This window comes from Pseudomonas sp. PDM16, assembly GCF_014851865.1.
GTDB lineage: Bacteria > Pseudomonadota > Gammaproteobacteria > Pseudomonadales > Pseudomonadaceae > Aquipseudomonas.
Genome location: NZ_JACVAM010000001.1, coordinates 715,235 through 735,448, shown reverse-complemented (window position 1 = coordinate 735,448; position 20,214 = coordinate 715,235). Strand labels below are relative to the sequence as shown.

Annotated in this window: 18 protein-coding genes; 10 read left to right on the top strand and 8 right to left on the bottom strand. The window is 63.3% G+C overall.

The window, feature by feature from the left end; genetic code table 11:
* Positions 1-31: 31 nt before the first annotated feature.
* From IB234_RS03335 to IB234_RS03310, 6 genes are all read left to right on the top strand, one after another.
* Entirely contained in the window at positions 32-3,514 is a 3,483-nt protein-coding gene (locus tag IB234_RS03335) for a response regulator (protein ID WP_192313837.1), read from the top strand.
* A complete protein-coding gene (locus IB234_RS03330; RefSeq protein ID WP_192313834.1) occupies positions 3,514-4,323 on the top strand; it encodes a CheR family methyltransferase in 810 nt (269 codons plus the stop codon). The genes IB234_RS03335 and IB234_RS03330 overlap by 1 nt, the downstream gene beginning before the upstream one ends.
* Positions 4,320-4,934, top strand: a complete 615-nt coding sequence (locus IB234_RS03325) for a chemotaxis protein CheB (RefSeq protein ID WP_192313831.1) — start codon at positions 4,320-4,322, stop codon at positions 4,932-4,934. The genes IB234_RS03330 and IB234_RS03325 overlap by 4 nt, the downstream gene beginning before the upstream one ends.
* Positions 4,928-6,115, top strand: coding sequence for a hybrid sensor histidine kinase/response regulator (locus IB234_RS03320; protein WP_192313828.1), 1,188 nt, complete (start codon positions 4,928-4,930; stop codon positions 6,113-6,115). Before IB234_RS03325 ends, IB234_RS03320 begins: the two co-directional genes overlap by 7 nt.
* Before the next feature lie 172 nt (positions 6,116-6,287).
* Positions 6,288-6,596, top strand: a complete 309-nt coding sequence (locus IB234_RS03315; RefSeq protein WP_192313825.1) for a hypothetical protein — start codon at positions 6,288-6,290, stop codon at positions 6,594-6,596.
* A gap of 22 nt (positions 6,597-6,618) precedes the next feature.
* Positions 6,619-6,804 carry a PA3371 family protein gene (locus IB234_RS03310; RefSeq protein WP_192313822.1) on the top strand — a complete coding sequence of 62 codons (186 nt, stop codon included), beginning with the start codon at positions 6,619-6,621 and terminating at the stop codon, positions 6,802-6,804.
* A 48-nt stretch (positions 6,805-6,852) separates the two neighbouring features.
* Here the strand turns inward: IB234_RS03310 and IB234_RS03305 are convergent, their stop codons facing one another.
* Both IB234_RS03305 and algB read right to left on the bottom strand, forming a co-directional pair.
* Positions 6,853-8,649, bottom strand: a complete 1,797-nt coding sequence (locus IB234_RS03305; protein ID WP_192313818.1) for an ATP-binding protein — start codon at positions 8,647-8,649, stop codon at positions 6,853-6,855.
* A 13-nt stretch (positions 8,650-8,662) separates the two neighbouring features.
* Positions 8,663-10,018 carry a sigma-54-dependent response regulator transcription factor AlgB gene (gene algB / locus IB234_RS03300; protein ID WP_192313815.1) on the bottom strand — a complete coding sequence of 452 codons (1,356 nt, stop codon included), beginning with the start codon at positions 10,016-10,018 and terminating at the stop codon, positions 8,663-8,665.
* Between the two features lie 225 nt (positions 10,019-10,243).
* On the opposite strand from algB, the gene IB234_RS03295 reads away from it, so the two are divergent.
* From IB234_RS03295 to IB234_RS03285, 4 genes are all read left to right on the top strand, one after another.
* Complete coding sequence (locus tag IB234_RS03295) at positions 10,244-10,678, top strand: PA2169 family four-helix-bundle protein (RefSeq protein ID WP_192313811.1); 435 nt, start codon at positions 10,244-10,246, stop codon at positions 10,676-10,678.
* Between the two features lie 41 nt (positions 10,679-10,719).
* Positions 10,720-10,854 (top strand): hypothetical protein, encoded by a 135-nt coding sequence (locus tag IB234_RS24105; protein WP_263864179.1) that lies wholly within the window; start codon positions 10,720-10,722, stop codon positions 10,852-10,854.
* A gap of 30 nt (positions 10,855-10,884) precedes the next feature.
* A complete protein-coding gene (locus IB234_RS03290) occupies positions 10,885-11,046 on the top strand; it encodes a DUF1328 domain-containing protein (protein ID WP_192313808.1) in 162 nt (53 codons plus the stop codon).
* Between the two features lie 264 nt (positions 11,047-11,310).
* Positions 11,311-12,537, top strand: a complete 1,227-nt coding sequence (locus tag IB234_RS03285; RefSeq protein ID WP_192313805.1) for a nucleoside recognition domain-containing protein — start codon at positions 11,311-11,313, stop codon at positions 12,535-12,537.
* A 129-nt stretch (positions 12,538-12,666) separates the two neighbouring features.
* Here IB234_RS03285 and IB234_RS03280 read toward each other — a convergent pair whose 3' ends face one another.
* From IB234_RS03280 to IB234_RS03255, 6 genes are all read right to left on the bottom strand, one after another.
* The gene (locus IB234_RS03280; protein WP_192313802.1) at positions 12,667-15,105 is read right to left on the bottom strand and encodes a TonB-dependent siderophore receptor; all 2,439 of its coding nucleotides are present in this window, start codon (positions 15,103-15,105) and stop codon (positions 12,667-12,669) included.
* Positions 15,106-15,256: 151 nt separating this feature from the next.
* On the bottom strand, positions 15,257-16,213 hold the full coding sequence (locus IB234_RS03275) for a FecR family protein (protein ID WP_192313799.1): 957 nt from the start codon (positions 16,211-16,213) through the stop codon (positions 15,257-15,259).
* 43 nt (positions 16,214-16,256) lie between these two features.
* The gene (locus IB234_RS03270; protein WP_192313796.1) at positions 16,257-16,775 is read right to left on the bottom strand and encodes a sigma-70 family RNA polymerase sigma factor; all 519 of its coding nucleotides are present in this window, start codon (positions 16,773-16,775) and stop codon (positions 16,257-16,259) included.
* A gap of 202 nt (positions 16,776-16,977) precedes the next feature.
* Positions 16,978-17,802, bottom strand: coding sequence for a shikimate dehydrogenase (gene aroE / locus IB234_RS03265; protein ID WP_192313794.1), 825 nt, complete (start codon positions 17,800-17,802; stop codon positions 16,978-16,980).
* A complete protein-coding gene (gene hemF, locus IB234_RS03260) occupies positions 17,799-18,719 on the bottom strand; it encodes an oxygen-dependent coproporphyrinogen oxidase (protein ID WP_192313792.1) in 921 nt (306 codons plus the stop codon). The genes aroE and hemF overlap by 4 nt, the downstream gene beginning before the upstream one ends.
* A gap of 76 nt (positions 18,720-18,795) precedes the next feature.
* A complete protein-coding gene (locus IB234_RS03255; RefSeq protein WP_192313789.1) occupies positions 18,796-20,208 on the bottom strand; it encodes a hypothetical protein in 1,413 nt (470 codons plus the stop codon).
* Positions 20,209-20,214: the final 6 nt, after the last annotated feature.

Sequence of the window (20,214 nt, the reverse complement as noted above, 5' to 3'; positions counted from 1 at the left end):
GCAGCGAGACCAACACTGAATGGATGTTCCCATGTCGAATGAGTCCGCACTGGACGAGGAAAGTTTCCGCCGAATTCTCAGTCGCAACGTCAGCTTGCCATTAGGCCTGGGCCTGGTCGGTGCGCTGTTCTTCGCGGCGGTGATCACCTATCTGCTCACGGTGATCAAGTGGGTAGAGCACACCGACCAGGTGCTCAACCGGGCCAGCGAGGTCTACAAGCTGACGTTGGACATGGAGACTGGCATGCGCGGCTTCCTGCTCAGCGGCAACGAGGATTATCTCGAGCCCTACGAGCTGGCGCGCAGCAAATTCCGGCCCCTGGTCGAGGATCTTGCCGAACGCGTCGAGGACAACCCTGCACAGGTCCAGCGCACCCAGCGCGCACTGGCGCTACAGCAGCAGTGGGACCAGTACGCCCAGGAAGTGATCGGTATCCGCCGCGACGGCGGCAATTACCTGGAAGAGGTCGGCCGTGGTCGCGGCAAGAACCTCATCGACGGCATGCGCCGCGAGCTGGACGCCTTCATCGGCAGCGAACGCGACCTGCGCCAGAAGCGCAATGCAGACGTCAATGTCACCACCACCTGGGGCACTGGTGCCTACCTGTTCGTCAGCATCCTGTTCAGTGGCCTGCTGGCCCTGTTCGGTCGCCGCGAGCTGATGAATCTCTCGCAGACCTACTCGGTGGCCATGGCCAAGCAGGCCGACTATGCCGAGGAACAGCGCCAGCGCGCCTGGTTGCGCGGTGGTCAGACGCAACTGTCGGAGCGTCTGCTCGGTCAACAGCAGGTCCAAGGCCTGGCCGACCGCTCGCTGGAGTTCCTAGCCGAATACCTGGGCTGCGTGGTGGCCGCGCTGTACCTGCGCGACAGCCAGACCGGGGATCTGCAGCGCATTGCCGGCTATGGCTTCAGCGGCGGAGCCGACAACCAGCAGTTCTACCGGGGCGAAGGGCTGGTCGGGCAGGTTGCGCAAGGTCGACGCCTGGTCTGCCTGGACAACCTACCAGAGGATTACATCAAGGTTGCTTCCGGCCTGGGCAATGGCCAGCCGAGCAGTGTCGCGCTGCTGCCGCTGCAATCCGAGGACCGCGTTAACGGCGTGGTCGAGCTAGCCTTCATGCGCGTCCTGAACGAGCGTGAGCGCGAGTTTCTCGAGTCCATCGCCGGCAGCATCGGCACCTCGCTGGAAGCCTCGCGCTACCGCCAGCGTCTGCAGGAAGTGCTGAGCGAGACCCAGCAGCTCAACGAGGAGCTGCAGACCCAGCAGGAAGAACTGCGCGCAGCCAATGAAGAGCTGGAGCAGCAGGCCCGCGTGCTCAAGGAGTCCCAGGCGCATCTGGAAACCCAGCAAGCCGAGCTGGAACAGACCAACGAGAAGTTGGCCGAACAGACCCAGGTGCTGGCCGACCAGCGCGACGAGCTCGATCAGCGCAACACGGCCCTCGGCCGCATCCAGGTCCAGCTCGAAGAGCGTGCCGAGGACCTGCAGCGCGCCAGCCGCTACAAGTCCGAGTTCCTCGCCAACATGAGTCACGAGCTGCGCACGCCGCTGAACAGCTCGCTGATCCTGGCCAAGTTGCTGGCTGAGAACCCCAAGGGCAATCTGGATGCCGAGCAGGTGAAGTTCGCCGACTCCATCTACGGGGCTGGCAACGACCTGCTCAATCTGATCAACGACATCCTCGACATTGCCAAGGTCGAGGCCGGCAAGCTCGAGGTACGTCCGGAGCGCATGCCGCTGGCGAGTCTGCTCGACGGCCTGCGCGACGTCTTCGGGCCCCTGGCCCGCGAGCGTGGCCTGACCTTCGAGGTGGAACTGCAGCCCGACCTGCCGGAGCGGCTGTTCACCGACCGCCAGCGCGCGGAGCAGATCCTGCGCAACCTGCTGTCCAACGCCTTCAAGTTCACCGAACGTGGTGGCGTCATCCTGACCGTGTCGCGCCACAGCGAGGGCACCCTGGCCTTTGCCGTGCGTGACAGCGGCATCGGCATCGCCCCGGATCAGCAGGAAGTGATCTTCGAGGCCTTCCGCCAGGCCGATGGCACCACCAACCGCCGCTATGGCGGCACTGGCCTCGGCCTCTCCATTTCCCGCGACCTGGCGCAACTGCTCGGCGGCTCCATTGGCGTCAGCAGTGTCCCTGGTGCGGGCAGCACCTTCACACTGTTGCTGCCCGAACAGGCGCCGCAGGTCGAACAGATCCGGCCGGCACCCAGCCTTCCGCCCGCGGTCGTGCGTGCCGCCGAAGCGCCTGTTGCCACTGCGGCCGTGCCACGCCCGGCAGCGGCCTTCGCCGACGATCGCGAGCGACTCGACGAGCAGAGCGAGCGTTGCGTGCTGGTGGTGGAGGACGAGTCCCGCTTTGCCCGCATCCTCTTCGACCTGGCCCACGAGCTGGGCTACGCCTGCCTGGTAGCGCCGAGCGCGGACGAGGGCCTGGAGCTGGCCCGCCAGTACCGCCCGAGTGCCATCCTGCTCGACATGCACCTGCCCGATGGCTCCGGCCTCGGCGTGCTGCAGCGCCTGAAGGACGATGCACAGACCCGCCATATCCCGGTCCATGTGGTGTCGGTGGAGGATCACAGCGAAGCCGCCCTGCACCTGGGCGCTGTCGGCTATGCACTCAAGCCGACCAGTCGCGATCAGCTCAAGGAGGTGTTCGGCAAGCTGGAGGCCAAGCTCAACCAGCAGGTGAAGCGTGTGCTGCTGGTGGAGGACGACCCGCTGCAGCGCGACAGCATCGCCCGCCTGATCGGCGACGAGGACATCGAGATCACTGCCGTGGCGCTGGCCGGCGAGGCGCTGGAACAACTGCGCGAGACGGTGTTCGACTGCATGATCATCGACCTCAAGCTGCCCGATATGCTCGGCAACGAGCTGCTGCGGCGCATGGCCGAAGAAGACATCTGCTCGTTCCCGCCAGTGATCGTCTACACCGGGCGCAACCTGACCCGTGACGAAGAAGCCGAGCTGATGAAGTACTCGCGCTCGATCATCATCAAGGGCGCGCGCTCGCCGGAGCGGCTGCTCGACGAGGTCACCCTGTTCCTGCACAAGGTGGAGGCCGAGCTGTCCAGCGAGCGCCAGCGCATGCTCAAGACCGCGCGCAGCCGCGACAAGTTGTTCGAGGGCCGGCGCCTGCTGCTGGTGGACGACGACGTGCGCAACATCTTTGCCCTGTCCAGCGCGCTGGAACAGAAGGGCGCCGTGGTGGAAGTCGCCCGCAACGGCTACGAGGCCCTGGCCAAGCTGCGCGAGCATGACGATATCGACCTGGTGCTGATGGATGTGATGATGCCGGAGATGGATGGCTACGAGGCCACCCGGCAGATTCGTCTGGAGGCACGCTGGAAGAACCTGCCGATCATCGCGGTGACGGCCAAGGCAATGAAGGACGACCAGGAGCGTTGCCGCGAGGCCGGCGCCAACGACTACCTGGCCAAGCCCATCGACCTGGATCGCCTGTTCTCGCTGATCCGCGTGTGGATGCCCAAGCTGGAACGCCTCTGATGCCCGACGAGATCGAACTGCGCCTGCTGATCGAGGCGATCTACCTGCGCTACAGCTACGACTTCCGCGACTATTCGGGGGCCTCGCTGAAGCGCCGGGTGCGCCAGGCGCAGAGCCAGCTGGGCTGCACGACCATCTCGGCGCTGCAGGAGCGCATCCTGCACGACCCGCAGGCGTTCATGCAGCTGCTGCAGTACCTCACCATCCCGGTCAGCGAGATGTTCCGCGACCCGAGCTACTTCCTGGCGCTGCGCCAGCAAGTGGTGCCGCTGCTGCATACCTACCCGTCGCTGAAGGTCTGGGTGGCTGGCTGCAGCACCGGCGAGGAGGTCTACTCGCTGGCCATCCTGTTGCGCGAGGAAGGGCTGCTGGAGCGCACCATGATCTACGCCACCGACATCAACCCGCACTCCCTGGAGAAAGCCGAGCAAGGCATCTTCGCCCTCGACAACCTGCGTACCTACACCGAGAACTACCAGCAGTCCGGCGGCACCCGCGCGTTTTCCGACTACTACTCGGCGGCTTATGACCGCGTGCTGTTCGACAAGTCGCTGCGGACCAACGTGACCTTCGCCGACCACAGCCTTGCCACCGACAGCGTGTTCGCCGAGACCCACCTGGTGTCCTGCCGCAACGTGCTGATCTACTTCAACCGCGACCTGCAGGACCGCGCCCTGGGGTTGTTCCACGAGTCGCTCTGCCACCGCGGCTTCCTCGGCCTGGGCAGCAAGGAGAGCCTCGACTTCTCTGGCTACGCCCAGCAGTTCGAGGCGCTGGTGCGGCCCGAACGGATCTTCCGCAAGCGATGAGTGGCGAGCAGCGGATCGTCCTGCGCGGTCACTCGCGTGCCCCGTTGGAGGCGCTGGTGATCGGCGCCTCGGCCGGCGGCGTGGAGGCGCTGCTGCAACTGCTCAGCGAGCTGCAGCCGGACTATCGCCTGCCGGTGGTCTGTCTGCTGCACGTACCGGACCGCAACGACTCGTTGCTGGCCGACCTGCTTGCCCGGCGGCTGGCGCTGCCGGCCAAGGAAGCCGAGGACAAGGAGCGCCTGCGCGCAGGCGTCGTTTACGTGGCGCCGGCCGGTTACCACCTGTCGATCGAAAACGACCGCAGCTTCTCACTCAGCCGCGAGGAGCCGCGGCACTTCTCGCGGCCGTCGATCGATATCCTCTTCGAGTCCGCTGCCGACGCCTATGGCGAGCGGCTGGCAGGCGCCCTGCTCACAGGTGCCAACGAAGACGGTGCCGCCGGCCTGCTGGCGATCCAAGGTGCTGGCGGTCTGACCCTGGTTCAGGCACCCTCCGACGCCCTGGTACCGACCATGCCGGAGGCCGCGCTGGCCTTGCTGCAACCGGACTTTATTCTGACCCTCGATGCCATGCGTACGCTGCTGGCCGAACTGGATGCCCCGCCATGCTGAGGATGATCGAAGCCAAGCTGTTGATCGTGGATGACCTGCCGGAGAACCTGCTGGCCTTGCAGTCGCTGATCCAGGGTGAGGAGCGCACGGTGTTCCAGGCCAGCAGCGCCGACGAGGCGCTGTCGCTGCTGCTCGAACACGAGTTCGCCCTGGCCATCCTCGATGTGAAGATGCCCGGCATGAATGGCTTCGAACTGGCCGAGCTGATGCGCGGCACGGAGAAGACCAAGCACATCCCGATCATCTTCGTCAGCGCCGTGGGCCGCGAGATGGATTACGCCTTCAAGGGCTACGAGAGTGGCGCGGTGGACTTCCTGTACAAACCGCTGTCGCCCTACGAGGTGCGCAGCAAGGTGGCGATGTTCGTCGACCTGTACCGCCATCGCAAGGCACTGAGCCGCCAGCTCGAAGCGCTGGAGGCGGGCCGCCGCGAGCAGGAGGCGCTGCTCGCCGAGCTGCGCGAGACCCAGGCCGAACTGCAGAAGTCGGTACAGATGCGCGACGTGTTCATGTCCATCGTTTCCCATGAACTGCGCACGCCGCTCAATGGGCTGATCCTCGACGTGCAGCTGCGCAAGCTGCGCCTGCAGCAGGGGCGCAGCGACGCCTTCACGCTCGACAAGCTGCGCGACATGACCAGCCGTGATGAGCGGCAGATCCGCAGCCTGACCCGCCTGATCGACGACATGCTGGACGTGTCGCGCATCCGCACCGGCAAGCTGTCGATCCGCCCACAACCGGGCGACCTCGGCATGCTGGCCGGCAGCGTGGTGGAAAACCTGGCGCCCCAGTTCACCAGTGCCGGCAGCCGTGTGGAGCTGACGGTGGATGGCCCTGCGCCAGTGCTGATGGACGAATTCCGCATCGAGCAGGTGCTGGCCAATCTGCTGACCAACGCCCTGCGTTATGGCGGTGGCAAGCCGGTGGAGGTCAGCGTGCATTGCGAGGCGGACATGGTGCGGGCGGAAGTGCGCGACCACGGTTTGGGTATTTCCGAGGCGGACCAGCGGCGGGTGTTCGAGCAGTTCGAAAGGGTTTGTGACACCAGCGTCGCCCAGGGCCTTGGCTTGGGCCTGTTCATCAGCGAGCAGATCGTCCAGGCACATGGCGGGCGCATCGAGCTGAGCAGCCGTCTCGGTGAGGGTTCCTGCTTCAGCGTGGTCCTGCCCCGCCGCGCTTGATCGTGCAAATTGCAATCGCCAAGATCGTGCACCTTGCAAAGCGCATGGAACACGCTGGTGCATTTAAAAATAACTCATTGATTTAAAAGGAATTTATATCGGATATCGGAATGGCATGAGCGCTGCAGAATCAGTCACGTAAGCCCCGACTGACCGCTAATGGAGAAGCGCCATGCACACTGTCCACCTGAGCCTGTTCTGCGCAGCTGCACTGCTGGTCAACGGAGCTTACGCCACCGAATTCTCCGGTTCGGCCGGCGCCAGCGCCAAGACCGCCGACCTCACTGTCGCCACTTCCACCTCGATGACCATCGAAAGCCGCGATGCAGCAATGCTGCAGGGCTTCGGCGAGCTGCGTCGCCAGGCTTCCCGCGCTGCCCGCGAAGATGGCCAGTGGCTGCGCATCTCCGATCAGGGTGAAACAGACACTGCCATTCGGCAGCCACGCCCCGCCGACAGCACCCCACGCTGGGTTTTCTGATCTGACCGAAAGGAGTCTCAGCATGTCCCGAAGTGCCGTCTTCCTCATGATCATGACCCTGATGAGCCTGGCCACTCTCTGGCTGACCCCCGGCTTGGAAGAAACGCCTGCGTTGGCTCTGAAGTGCACGTCCGGATTCTTCGGCCTGGCATTCGTCGTGGCGCTGATGGCGGGGCGCCGCTTCAAATTCGATCCGATCCTGCGCTGAGTAGAACGGGAGACAAGGCCGCCAGTGAGGCGGCTTTTTTATTGGCCCTCAGGTCGGCAGGCTGAGATAAAAGTTGGCGCCCTGGCCTGGTCGCGAATAGACCCCGAGACGCCCGCCGTGCAGCTGGACGATCTCCCGGGCCAGCGCCAGGCCCAGCCCAACCCCGCCCTTGCGCCGCCCGACCTGGACAAACGGTTCGAAGATGCGCGCCTGCTGGCCGAAGGCGATGCCTTCGCCCTGATCCTGCACGCTGAGAATCACCTGCTCGCCATGTCGGCGGACCTGCAGTTGCACCTCGCCCCCCGGATTGCTGTGACGCAGGGCGTTGCTGATCAGGTTGTTCAGCACCCGGTCCAGTTGCTGGATGTCGAGGTTGAGGTGCGGCAACGGCTCCTGGGAATCGCTGGTCAGGGTGATACCGCGCTCCGCGGCCTCGTCGGCGAAGCGCTGGCGTGCCTGCTCGAGCAGCATGGCCAGGTCGCACGGTTTGCGCTGCAGGGTTTGCAGACCGTTCTGGTAACGCGAGAACTCCAGCAGGTCATCGATCAGCTGCACCAGGCGGCGCATCTCTTCATCCACCGTGCGCATCAGGTCCTGCTCGCGGCCGCCTGGCTCCAGAGTCAGGCGCTCGCGCAGCAGGCTGAAAGCCATGTGCATGCCGGTGATCGGTGTGCGCAACTCATGGGAGGCGCGCAGGACGAACTCGTTGCGCACGCGCTCGAAGGTGCGCTGCTCGGTCACGTCGCGCAACACCATCACCGCGCCGACACTGCCGCCCTCACGCAGCTGCACCGGGGTCAACGCCCAGGCCAGCAGACGGAACTCACCGTCTCTGTCGATTTGCAGGTCCGCGGGTAGCTCGCGCATCAGCTCGCCGGCAAGCACCTGGCGCAACGCCTCATCCACCGCATGGCCGGGAAGGAGGGGGCCGATCAGCTGATTCTGCACGTCACTGCTCCACGACAGCTGACGCAGCGCCACCGGGTTGGCATGCTCGACCCGGCCCTGGTCGTCGAGAATCACCAGACCGTCGTCGATGCTGTCGAGCACGGCCTTAAGACGCCCTTCGCTGTTCATCAGTTGATTGAGGTTGCTCGAGTGATACTGGCGCAGAGCCTCGGTCATCAGCCCGAAGCGGCGACTCAGCACAGCCAGTTCGACCACCGGCGACACCGGTAACACCACGTCGTACTGGCCACGGCCGACCTGATCGGCAGCACGGGCCAGCAGGTCGATGGGTGCACCGAAGCGCCGGGCGATGCCATTGGCGGTCAATACGCCGATCCCCAGTACCGACAGCCCCATCAGACCGAGCAGCACGGCGATCAGCTGCGAGCGCTCACCCGCACGCTGTTCGGCCTCGATGACCCGGGCCACAACCTGATCCTGCTCGTTACGCAGGTGGTCACGCAGGCGCTCGAAGGAACCAGTGAAGGGCTCGTAGCGGGCCAGGTCATGAGGGGTTTCGCCGTCCGGGGTACCACGGCGGACGGCCTGCTCCATCTCCTCATAGAGCAACTCGGCATCTCGCAGTCCGCGCTCGTAGTGCTCGCCGAGACCAGCCCCCAGTCCCTTGTCCAAGGTGGCGCGGAACGCCCGGCGGATGTTCTCCAGGCCCACCGGGTTGGGCTGAGCGTCGATAAGTATCATCAGCTCATCACCCAGGTGCTGGCGTAGCTTCTGGCTGATCTGCACGGCGGTGAAGCCACGCTGGATCAGGTCGCTCTGACTGCGCGCCATTTGAGTGACGCTGAACAGCCCAAGCAGCAACCCGAGCAATGCCACGGTAATCAGCGCCGAAATGCTGAGAAACAGGCGGGTACGAAGCTTCATCGGCAGCTTCATGGGGACCCCATGGTCAGAGGTTGTACTGCTTGCGTTTACGGTAGAGGGTCGACGAGTCGATGCCTAATGTCTTGGCCGCCATGTCCAGGGTATTGCTGCTGGCAAGCACGGCGGCGATGTGGGCCTTTTCCAGCTCTTCCAGGCTCATCGGCGCCCCTACCCGTGCGGCACCGCTCGGCACTTCGCCAGTGCCACCGCCCAGGCCGAGATGGACAATTTCCACCGTTTCCTGCTGGCAGATGATGCTGGCGCGCTCGATTACGTTACGCAGTTCGCGGATGTTTCCCGGCCATTGATAAGCCTGCAGGGCGGCGATGGCCTCGGGACTGAAGCCACAGGCCGGGCGACCGTAATCACTGACGAAGCGAGCCAGGAAACGTTCGGCCAGGGACAACACGTCTTCATGTCGCTCACGAAGGGGCGGCAGCTTGAGGGTGATGACATTGAGGCGGTACAGCAGGTCTTCGCGGAAGCGTCCCTCACGGACCATCTCGTCGAGGTCCAGGTTGGTGGCAGCGACGATGCGCACATCGGCGCGGCGGGTCACTGGGTCGCCGACCCGCTCGTATTCCTTGTCCTGGATGAAGCGCAGCAGCTTGGGCTGGAGCGTCAACGGGAAGTCGCCGATCTCGTCGAGGAACAGCGTGCCTCCGTCGGCCTGGCTGACCCGGCCTTGCGTGCTCTCGCTGGCGCCGGTGAAGGAGCCGCGGGCGTGGCCGAACAGTTCGCTCTCCATCAGCTCAGCGGTCAGTGACGGGCAGTTGATGGTCACGCAGGTGCGCTTGGCGCGGCGGCTCCAGCCGTGGATGGCGCGGGCCAGTTCGCCCTTGCCGGTGCCAGACTCGCCGAGGATCAGAATGTTGGCGTCGGTGGTGGCGACCTGACGGGCCGTTTCGAGAATCGCCATCATCGCCGGGCTGTGCGAGTCGAGACCGTCCTTGGCCTTGCGTACCTCGCCTTCCAGGGCTTCGAGGCGTGCGGCCAGGGCGCGTACTTCCAACTGCTTGGCAGCGGCCAGGCGCAGCTGGTCGGGGGAACAGGGTTTGACCAGGTAATCGGCGGCACCGGCCTGAATGGCGTCGACCGCGGTGTCCACTGCCGAGTGCGCAGTGACGATCACCACACGCATCCATGGCGCCTGGATGCGCATTTGCGCCAGCAGGTCCAGGCCGTTGTCCTCACCCAGACGCAGGTCGAGGAAGCACAGGTCGAACACCTGGCGCAGCAGCAGGTTGTCCGCCTGCGCAGCGCTGCCGGCAGTGGCGACGGTATAGCCATCGTCTTCCAGGCAATAACGGAAGGTGCGGAGGATGGCGGATTCGTCATCCACCAGCAGGATGCGTCCCTTGGCGGCAGCTTCTTCTTGCATCGTTTCCTATCTCTTGGTGCTTCAGCCTGGAGGGTTAGTGTCGGAAGTTTCGTGCAAGTTGCACGGATATTTTTTCACGATCCTGCATGCTGCACGCTCAGATGTCTCGGTTGATATTCTATCTATTTGAAATTAAAGGAAAATTTACTCGAAAAAAACTGGCATGCGAATTGAGAAAAGAAAGGAAAGCTCAGGGCGGAACGCTTCCGCCAACCGGAGACCGAGATGACCAGCCAGGCCAGTGTGCTCAACGAACTGATAGAGATCACCCGAGATGGTGAGCACTTCTATCAGCACGCCGAAACGGCGGTACACGACCCGCGCCTCAAGGCGATCTTCCATGACATGGCCCTGGCCAAGACCCAGATCATTCAGGCCTTGGCGCTGAAGGTTGCCGAGAACCAGGAACATCCTGCCGAGGGCGGTACGGTCAGTGGCGCGCTGCGCCAGCTGTATGCCGATATCTGGGCGCGCCTGGCCAGTGATGGCGATGCCACCTACGTGGCTCAGCTGGAGTCCGCCGAAGACCGCCTGCTGCATGCCTTCGAGGAGGCGCTGGAGGAGGCCGATCCGGAGTTGCGCACGGTGCTGTCGGCGGAGTTGCCGAACGTTCGCGCCAGCCATGACCGCATGAGCGAACTGAAAAGAACCTTGAACTAAGGAGCGGAAAGCTCCCCCCACTATTCAGAGGAGAAATGGAAATGCTCACCCTGATCTTTGCGTTGCTGATTGCCGTGTTGGGTGTCATGGGCAGTGCACTGAGTCTGGGGCGCGCCATGTTCTTCAGTCTGGATACCGAATCCGAGGACGAGCCGGGGGGCGACCGCCTGGCCTGACCTCTGACGTTGAAAAGAAGGAGAAGCATCATGCTGAGTTGGGCTATTACATTCCTGATCATCGCCATCATCGCTGCGGTTCTGGGCTTCGGTGGTATCGCCGGCACTGCCACGGGTATCGCGAAGATCCTCTTCGTGGTCTTCCTGGTGATGTTCATCGTATCCATGGTTTTCGGTCGTCGAGCTCCCTGACGACCTGGAAGAACCGCGCGGGGACAGGCGCGTGACCATGGGGTCGGGATGCTCTGTTGACGGAGCGACCTAGGGGTACAGGGAGTACCTCCGCAAGGGCCGGGTCAGGCAGCAACGATGGCGGAAGTGCCGTCACCTCACGAGGGTGACGGCACTTCCGCCGCGTTCATTTGTACCGTCCATTTGATCGTCGACGCTCGCGGGCATCGCTCGCCCCGTGTCGGTTCGGCCGTTATCATCGGCCTCCGACCGGGGGAACTGACGATGCTCAATGGCTTGTGGCTGGGATTCTTCGTGGTGGCCGCACTGGCTGCCGTGGTGCGCTGGATAGGCGGCGACGCCACCGTCTGGGCCTCCATGGTGGAAGCGCTGTTCACCATGGCCAAGACGTCCGTCGACGTGATGATCCTGCTGTTCGGCACCCTCACCCTCTGGCTGGGCTTCCTGCGCATCGCCGAGAAGGCCGGTCTGGTCGACATGTTGGCGCGCCTGCTCTCACCCCTCTTCGCCCGGCTGATGCCGGAAGTGCCGCGCGGCCATCATTCCCTCGGTCTCGTCACCCTCAGCTTCACCGCCAATGGCCTGGGCCTGGACAACGCCGCCACGCCTATCGGTCTGCGTGCGATGAAGGCGCTGCAGGAGCTCAACCCCAACCCCACCTCGGCGAGCAATGCCCAGGTGCTGTTCATGGTGATGAACGCCTCGTCGTTTGTCCTGCTGCCGGTATCGATCTTCATGTACCGCGCCCAGCAGGGTGCAGAGGACCCGGCCCTGGTATTCCTGCCGATTCTCCTGGCCAACGCCGTGTCCAGCGCCAGTGCCCTGCTGTCGGTGGCGGTGATGCAGCGCCTGCGCTTGTGGGACCCGGTGCTGCTGGCCTGGCTGGGCGGTGCGGCGCTGGCCATCGGCACCTTCATGGCGGTGCTGGCGGGCCTCAGTGCCACGGCGCTGACTGCACTGTCCTCGCTGCTCGGCAACCTGACCCTGTTCGGTCTGATCCTCAGCTTCCTGCTGCTCGGCGCGCTGAAGAAGGTGCCGGTGTACGAGAGCTTCGTCGAAGGCGCCAAGGAAGGCTTCGAGGTGGCCAAGAACCTGCTGCCCTACCTGGTGGCCATGCTCTGCGCGGTCGGTGTGTTGCGCGCCTCTGGGGCGCTGGATGTGCTGCTCGACGGTGTGCGCTGGTGCGTGGAGGGCCTGGGTTGGGATACCCGCTTCGTCGAGGCGCTGCCCACCGGCCTGGTCAAGCCGTTCTCCGGCAGCGCGGCACGGGCCATGCTGATCGAGACCATGCAGAGCCAGGGCGTGGACAGTTTCCCCGCACTGGTGGCAGCGACCATGCAGGGCAGTACGGAAACCACCTTCTATGTGCTGGCCGTGTATTTCGGTGCGGTCGGTATCCAGCGCGCGCGCCATGCGGTGGGCTGCGCCTTGTTCGCCGACCTGGTTGGGGTGATCGCTTCGATCCTGGTGTGCTACTGGTTCTTCGGCTGAGCCGGGCCGAAGGATATCGGCCCGGCATATGGAGCTACCCGGATTGCCCGACTACCCCGCTCGCAGGCACCAGTCTGGAAATCCGGCTACTCCCTTTTCTACCACCTCTGGCATCAGAGATTCGTAGCTTCAGTACTGATAGCGCAGGGTAACGCCGACGTTGCGGGGATCACCGTAGGAGTTGGTGAAGTTGAGGTTGGAGATGGACTGGTAGTACTTCTTGTCCAAGGCGTTGTTGAGGTTCAACTGCACGTCCACATTGCGGTTGACCTGATAGTTGGCGTGCAGGTTAAGCAGCGTGTAGGCGCTCTGGGAAATCACCTGACCACGATCCTCGCTAGTCATCCGGCTCTGGTGATAGACACTGCCACCGACGCGCAGGGCTTCCAGAGCACCGGGCAGACGGTAGTCCGTGGAGACTTTCAGCAGCTCTTTCGGCCGGCCGTTGTAGTCATCACCCTTGTCCGGCCCGGCGACGAATTCCGGGTGGTTGTAGGTGTAGCCCAGGGTGGCGTTCCAGTTGGGGGTGATGGCGCCGGACAGTTCAACTTCGACACCCCGGTTGCGCACCTTCTCACCAGCCCGGAAGCAGGTGTCATCGGCCATCGGCCCACAGGTATCAACCCCGTCGATGGCCACGGGCAGATGGCTCTGGTCGACCTGGAACAACGCCAGCGACGTGTTCAGGCGGCCATCGAAGTATTCGCTCTTCAGGCCGACTTCATAGTTCTCGCCGACGATCGGATCGAGCAAGGCGTTGTTCTCGCCATAGGCGCTCTGTGTCTTATAGATCTCGGTGAAGCTGGCATACAGCGAGTGATTGGCGTTGAGGTCATAGACCAGGCCGGCATAGGGCACCAGCCGCTTATCTTCCTTGTAGTGGCTGTCAATGCCACCGCGGCTGCCCTCGTATTCATACCAGCTCAGGCGGCTGCCGAGGATCAGGCTCAACTGGTCGGTCAGGCTCAGGCGCGTGGCCAGCACCATGCCTTTTTCGCGGGTCACGTCGGTGACGTCGGAAGCAAACAGAGGAGTGGGATTGATGTCCGGGTAGGGAAACGCGCCAGGGTTGGTGACGTCGATCTGTTGTGGGTAGTTGCTAGCCTGGTTGCGCACGTTCCACTTGAAGGTGTCCTTGCGCGAGCTGGCACCGAGCATCAACTGGTGCTCACGCCCCAGCAGCTGGAAGGGACCGTTGGCGTAGAGATCGACGTTGCTTTGCCGATCCGTATAGCTGGTGCGGTTGATGCGCATGGGGAACACGTTGTCGTCGGTCGTGCTGCGCAGGAACCAGAACAGCGAACGCAGCTCGGCGTCGGCCTTGATCTGGTTGAAGGCGGCGGTCAGCTTCCAGTCGTTGTCGAAGCTGTGGGTGATGTCGCCGAACAGGTTGTAGTTGGTCTTGTCGAGAAAGCCCCAGTCAGCCGCCAGTGAGGTGGAGCGAGAGAAATCGTAGAACTCGCCATTGACCTTGGTCGGCAGCCCCATGAAGCTGTAGCCGTTGTTATTGTCCTTCTGCGCGGTGGCGCCAACGGTCAGCACGGTGCGCTCGGTCAGGTCGACTTCGCCGATCAGGTAGACCAGCTGATTGTCCTTGGCCGCTTCGTCGCGAAAGCTCTTGCTGTTGTTGTAGAACACCACGGTACGGCCACGCACGTTGCCGGCCTCCGTCAGCGGCCCGGAAACGTCTACCTGGGTGCGGTAGTTGTCCCAGGAGCCAGCACCCAGTTCACCACCCAGCTGAAACTCGCGGGTCGGACGTTTGCGCACCAGGTTGATCGCCGCTGACGGGTTGCCGGCGCCTTGCTGCAGGCCATTAGCGCCACGGACAAACTCCACACGGTCATATAGAGCCATGTTGTTGATCGACAGCGCATCCATCGAATAGGCATTGGCGATGTTGGCCGGCATGCCGTCGAACTGGATTTCCGAGACCTCGAAACCGCGCGAGTAGTAGTACGAACGCTCCGGGCCGTTCTTGCTGTAGCTGATACCGGTGGCACTCTGCGCCACGTCATCGAGCGACTGCATGTTTTCGTCGTCCATCTTCTGCCGGGTCACCACGGTTACCGACTGTGGCGTCTCACGCAGGCTCAGCGGCAGCTTGGTGGCGGTATTGGTGGAGCCTGTGGTGTAGCTGCGAGAGCCCTCGGTGACGCTACCCAAAACCGCACCGCTGACCGTCGTCGCCCCCAGTTCCACGGCCCCATCATCGATTGCAGCCTTACGCAGGGTCAGTGTCCGCTCGTCGACGAACTGAAAGCTGTAACCGCTACCCTCCAGCAACCGTGACAGCGCCTCGGACACCGGATACTGGCCGTCCAGACCATTGCTGCGCAGGCCCGCCACATCATCCGAGGTGAACAGGATGCGCAGACCGGCCTGATCGGCGAACTGGGTCAGCGCACTGTCCAACGATTGTCCGGGAATAGAAAACGCGACGCTGGCCGACTGCTCGGACGCCAGTGCCGGCGAAGCGAGGGGCACGCTTGAACAGCCGAAAGCGGTTGCAAGGAAGATCGCCCGGCGCAACGCACCAGAGCGGGATGGACGGAAATGGATCTGCATGGAAAGCGCCTTCGATGTAGGGTTGGCTGCGCGTTATCAATGCGAATAATTCGCGCTTCATGCCTACGACGAATCAGCCTTGCCGACCTTGCCATGAGAAATGAAATTATTTAACGGCCGGAAATCGAGAATACGATTTTCCGAGGGCTTCCTAACTCTTCGGCCGCACCAGGGTGAACAGCGGCAACCGGGTAATGTGCACCGGCTGGGTCTGAGCCAGGGTGTTGAGCATGCCCTGAGGATCATCCAGCTCGAACACGCCACTGACCAGCAAACCGCGCAGGGCGTCGTCGGTCAGATAGAGCTGCCCGGGCAGGTAACGCTCCAGCTCCCCGAGCACCTCGCCCAAGGGCTGGCGATTGAAGATCAGCTTGCCTCGTTGCCATGCGTCGGCAGAGCGCAAATCTACCTCGTGGGGCTCACCGGGGGCTCGTCCCTGCAGGTATCGCAGACCCAGACCAGCGGTCAGCCGAGCCGGCTGGGCACCGGCGGAGTCGACCTGGACAATCCCCTCGCTTACCCGTACTTCGACAGCCGAGCCGCGCAGGTCGACATCGAAACGAGTGCCGACGGCTCGCACTTCGCCATCTGCGGCATGCACGACGAATGGCCGCTCGCTGTCTTTGGACACGACGAACAGTGCCTCCCCAGCGTGCAGGCGGATATCCCGCCGCGTCTCGGTGAAATCCACCGACAGAGCCGTACCACTGTTAAGCCAGACCTGGCTGCCGTCGGCTAGCTGTATCTCACGGCGTTCACCAGTGCCGGTGCGGTGATCTGCGTACAGTGCGGGGCCTTCGATATAAAGGCCGAGCGCCAACACCACTGCGACCAGGCTAGCCGCAACTGACATGCCACGTCGCAGGCGCTTCCTCGGTACCACATTTACCGATGGACTGAACTGATGGAGCCGTGCGGTCTCGGTGTACGGCAGCGCCCCCCACAGTTCTTCGGCAGCCTGCGCGGCGGCGCGATGAGCCGGGCTGAGCTGGCGCCAGCTCTGGAATGCCAGACGGTCACTCGCACTCGCACGCCCGGAGTGCAGATGCACTAGGCGCTCGATAGCCTCGTCTTCGAGGTCGCGATCAGGGGGAAGAGGTTCGTTCATGCACTTCACAAGCCGTGATTGCGCGGCAGTCTGTCGGAGTGAGTCATGCTGTGTCCACCCGCCGCATCCATGCGCGGCAATGGCGCATGGCCTGGACGATGTACTTACCGACCATACTCTCGGATACACCCAGGCGCTCTGCAATCTGCGCATGGGTCAAACCCTCGATGCGATTGAGCAGCAAAGCCAGGCGAGCCTTGTCGGGCAACTGACCGAGGGCCTTGTCCAGCTGAGTCAATGCCTCCCCCGCCAGCAACGAACTCTGCGGGCAAGACGTCGGATCATGGAGGTCCATTGCCGCCCCCTCTTCGGCGTGCAGAGCAGCCAGGCGGTTTTCAACTCGCAGACGGTCGATGGCGAGGTTACCTGCAACCCGAAACAGAAAGGCTCGGGGCTCCTTGATCGGCTCGCCGGCGGGCAGAGCCGCAAGACGCAGGTAGGTGTCCTGGGCGACATCGGCAGCATGCTCGACATCGCCGAGCCGCCTCGCGAGGAAGCGAAGCAGATCCGCATAGTGTTCCTGGAAGCTGGCCAGCAAGTCGGATGAGCCGCCGCGAGACATATCCTGCCCTGATGCATAACGGCAGAATCGCCGAAAGCGGCGCATGCTACAGCAATTGAGAAGTGTTATCACCCGCATCAGGGCGATTCGGCGTCACTTCGTCAGGACAGAGACAGAGAGCAAGTGGCCCAGCCACCAGAACAATCCGGAACCTGCCCCAGGCCCCTCGGCAGGGGTCTTAATCGCACCAGCTCTAACCGCTTCAGCCCACCAGCTGCGAACGCAGCTCGGCCAGTACCGGCGCGGTATCCGGGCGCACACCGCGCCACAGGAAGAAGGCCTCGGCGGCCTGCTCCACCAGCATCCCCAGGCCATCGATGCAGCGCGCCGCGCCATGCTCGGCGGCCCAGCGATTGAAGGCCGTCGGCTCCTTGCCGTACATCATGTCGTAGCAGACGGTGTGGCCGGGCTTGATCAGGCCTGGCTCAAGCGGCGGCAGCTCGCCGGCCAGGCTGGCCGAAGTGCCGTTGATGATCAGGTCCACCGGCGCGCTCAGCCAATCGAAGCCACTGGCAGCTACCGGCCCCAGCTCCGCGAACTCGTGGGCCAGCTGTTCCGCCCTCTCCACCGTCCGATTGGCGATCACCAGAGTCTGCGGCGCCTGCGCAAGGAGGGGGGCCAATACACCGCGCACGGCACCGCCGGCGCCGAGCAGGAGAATGTCCTTACCCGCCAGGTCGAGTCTCGCGTTCACCGTCAGGTCACGGACCAGGCCGGCGCCATCGGTGTTGTCGCCGAGCAGGCGGCCGTCGTCGAGCCGCTTCAGGGTGTTCACCGCTCCGGCGCGGCGGGCGCGCTCGCTCAACTCTTCGGCCAGGCGGTAGGCCTCCTCCTTGAACGGCACGGTGACATTGCCACCCTTGCCGATTTCGAAGAAGGCGCGGGCATATCCGTTGAAGTCGTCCAGAGGCGCCAGCAGCGCTTCGTAGGACAGGTCCTGGCCGGTCTGCGCGGCAAACATACCGTGGATCAGCGGCGACTTGCTGTGGCCGATTGGATTGCCGAACACGCCGTAACGGTCAGTCACTTCGCAGCCTCGCCGAGCCAATCTCGATCAGTCAGGAAATACTCAGTCAAACGCGCTTCATCGCTGCCCGGCTCCGGCTTCCAGTCATAGCCCCAGCGCACGTGCGGTGGCAACGACATGAGGATGGATTCGGTACGGCCGCCGGACTGCAGGCCGAACAGGGTGCCACGATCGAACACCAGGTTGAACTCGACGTAGCGGCCCCGGCGGAAGGCCTGGAATTCACGCTGAGACTCGGTGAAGGGAGTGTGCCGACGACGCTGAATGATAGGCAGGTAGGCCTGGATATAAGCATCACCGACCGAGCGCAGGAAGGCGAAGCTGGTATCGAAGTCCCATTCGTTGAGGTCGTCGAAGAACAGCCCACCAATGCCACGCGGCTCGCCACGATGCTTGAGGTGGAAGTAGCGGTCGCACCATTCCTTGAACTTCGGATAGACCTCGGCACCGAACGGCGCACAGGCTTCGCGGGCGATCTGGTGCCAGTGCACGCAGTCTTCTTCATTGGCGTAGTAAGGTGTCAGGTCGAAGCCACCACCGAACCACCACACCGACTCTTCACCCGCCTTATCGGCGCTGAAGAAGCGTACGTTGGCGTGGGAAGTCGGCACATGCGGGTTCTCCGGGTGGATCACCAGGGATACGCCCATGGCTTCGAAGCCTCGCCCGGCCAACTCCGGACGGTGGGCGCTGGCCGAAGGCGGCAGGCTGTCACCGAACACGTGAGAGAAATTCACGCCGCCCTTCTCGATCAGCGCACCATTCTCGATGACCCGGGTGCGACCGCCGCCGCCGGCAGGGCGCTCCCAGGCATCCTCGAAGAAGCGGGTACCGCCATCTTCAGTCTCGAGTGTGGCGCAGATACGGTCTTGCAGGTCGAGCAGATAGGCCTTCACGGCCTGGGTACGTTCACTCACGGCATGGGTCCGGGCGGCTCAGAAGAGCTGGCAGCATATCATTGGCGCTACCTTTTCCGACCACCCCGCCCAAGCGTCAACCGTCCCGGCGAGCAGAGGGTGGCGCCAACGCAATTCCACCGCTCGTGGCAAGACAACCAGGACCACATCGCTCGGCCCGCTCAAGACGGAAATCTACTTGCTCGCGGCATACCCCGTTCGGGGTATAGAGGAAATCCATCTCGGGCCTCGCGATGCACGCGTCTATTCCTCTGTCCTTCAGATATAACAACAGGCCTCCCGCCGTTATCCAGAACGGCTCACTGTCGTCGGGATAGTCGATCACGACGCGCTGATCCGAGTTCGCTATCAGGAAGTCCCCGAGCTCGCGGATGTCTTCTCGCGGCGCCATGAGCTGGACCTGCAGGGTCGATAGCCAGACCAACATCACCCCCGCAAGCAGCACGCTCGCTCCCGGCCGCGGTAGGCTGCATAGCGACGCATAGAGCAGCAACGCAGTCATTGCGAGGGGTATGCCCTGGTAATAGCTCCCCATGAAGGGATGAAGCGGCTTGGGCACGGTCGCGTGATACAGAACGAACACCACACTGATAAAAGCCGCCAGAGCAGCCGCATAAAGTAACGGCCTACGATTAACACTTCCGAGACTACGGCTCCGAAGCAGAAAAACCAGAGCGGCAGGCACAAGAAAGAGCAATGTACTGCGCCAATAGGAAAAGGCGTAGGTCAGTGACTCTGCCAAGGTTGGATGGTCTGCCCCCGCAAGATGGGATTGCGCACGAAGTATGCGCAGCAGGTTCGGCTGAGGGTTGACCAGGAAATCCACTAGGAGCGGCAGCAGGAACAGTACACCGATACCCAGAGAGATCAGCAGCCAGCGACCATCTCCAGCCAAACGCCAATCCGCCTGCCATAGCCTGAACAGAGTCACCAGCAACAACAGCGGTAATGTGAAGACCGGCATGGTGACGTAGCCGTGGATCAGCAGGCAGGCCAGAGCCATCGACAGCGGCAGGAAACGCATTCCCCTGGAGGCAACCAGTACCGCTGTCAGGAAGAATGCGGCGAAGGGAAGAACCAGCCGGTAGGGCATCCAGAAGTTGGACAGCGTGCTTCCCAGAAGGATGGAAAGAGGTAACACGGCCGCCAGTGCCGCAAGCGACAGGCGGCGCCCAAATAGTCGGGCCGTTGCCCAGGCGATCAACCACAGAAATACGAAGTTGAATACCAGGCTGGACAGGAACCAGGCATTCGCCCGGGGCATGCCGGCAACAGCCCCGATCTGCTCGAACAGCGCATTCACGTAGAGAAAGGACGGACCGGGGTGGTTGAAGCCAAAACGCGAGTAGTGCCCGGTTAACAGGTAACCATCGTCGTGCAGCTGGTTGACCAGCAGCATGTCGGCAGCCAGATCACCATCCGGCTGAAAGGCCTGGCTCAACTGCGGCGCGGCAACCTTGACCAGTACCAGCAACCAGGCGAGCAGCACCAGGCC

What these genes read in the sequence shown, in the direction of transcription:
- IB234_RS24105 (WP_263864179.1), top strand. Translation starts at nt 10,720, where the DNA reads ATGCTCACCCTGATCTTTGCGTTGCTGATTGCCGTGTTGGGTGTCATG.
- IB234_RS03335 (WP_192313837.1), top strand. Translation starts at nt 32, where the DNA reads ATGTCGAATGAGTCCGCACTGGACGAGGAAAGTTTCCGCCGAATTCTC.
- IB234_RS03315 (WP_192313825.1), top strand. Translation starts at nt 6,288, where the DNA reads ATGCACACTGTCCACCTGAGCCTGTTCTGCGCAGCTGCACTGCTGGTC.
- IB234_RS03305 (WP_192313818.1), bottom strand. Translation starts at nt 8,649, where the DNA reads ATGAAGCTGCCGATGAAGCTTCGTACCCGCCTGTTTCTCAGCATTTCG.
- IB234_RS03285 (WP_192313805.1), top strand. Translation starts at nt 11,311, where the DNA reads ATGCTCAATGGCTTGTGGCTGGGATTCTTCGTGGTGGCCGCACTGGCT.
- IB234_RS03325 (WP_192313831.1), top strand. Translation starts at nt 4,320, where the DNA reads ATGAGTGGCGAGCAGCGGATCGTCCTGCGCGGTCACTCGCGTGCCCCG.
- IB234_RS03290 (WP_192313808.1), top strand. Translation starts at nt 10,885, where the DNA reads ATGCTGAGTTGGGCTATTACATTCCTGATCATCGCCATCATCGCTGCG.
- IB234_RS03275 (WP_192313799.1), bottom strand. Translation starts at nt 16,213, where the DNA reads ATGAACGAACCTCTTCCCCCTGATCGCGACCTCGAAGACGAGGCTATC.
- IB234_RS03320 (WP_192313828.1), top strand. Translation starts at nt 4,928, where the DNA reads ATGCTGAGGATGATCGAAGCCAAGCTGTTGATCGTGGATGACCTGCCG.
- IB234_RS03295 (WP_192313811.1), top strand. Translation starts at nt 10,244, where the DNA reads ATGACCAGCCAGGCCAGTGTGCTCAACGAACTGATAGAGATCACCCGA.
- IB234_RS03280 (WP_192313802.1), bottom strand. Translation starts at nt 15,105, where the DNA reads ATGCAGATCCATTTCCGTCCATCCCGCTCTGGTGCGTTGCGCCGGGCG.
- algB (WP_192313815.1), bottom strand. Translation starts at nt 10,018, where the DNA reads ATGCAAGAAGAAGCTGCCGCCAAGGGACGCATCCTGCTGGTGGATGAC.
- IB234_RS03330 (WP_192313834.1), top strand. Translation starts at nt 3,514, where the DNA reads ATGCCCGACGAGATCGAACTGCGCCTGCTGATCGAGGCGATCTACCTG.
- IB234_RS03270 (WP_192313796.1), bottom strand. Translation starts at nt 16,775, where the DNA reads ATGTCTCGCGGCGGCTCATCCGACTTGCTGGCCAGCTTCCAGGAACAC.
- IB234_RS03310 (WP_192313822.1), top strand. Translation starts at nt 6,619, where the DNA reads ATGTCCCGAAGTGCCGTCTTCCTCATGATCATGACCCTGATGAGCCTG.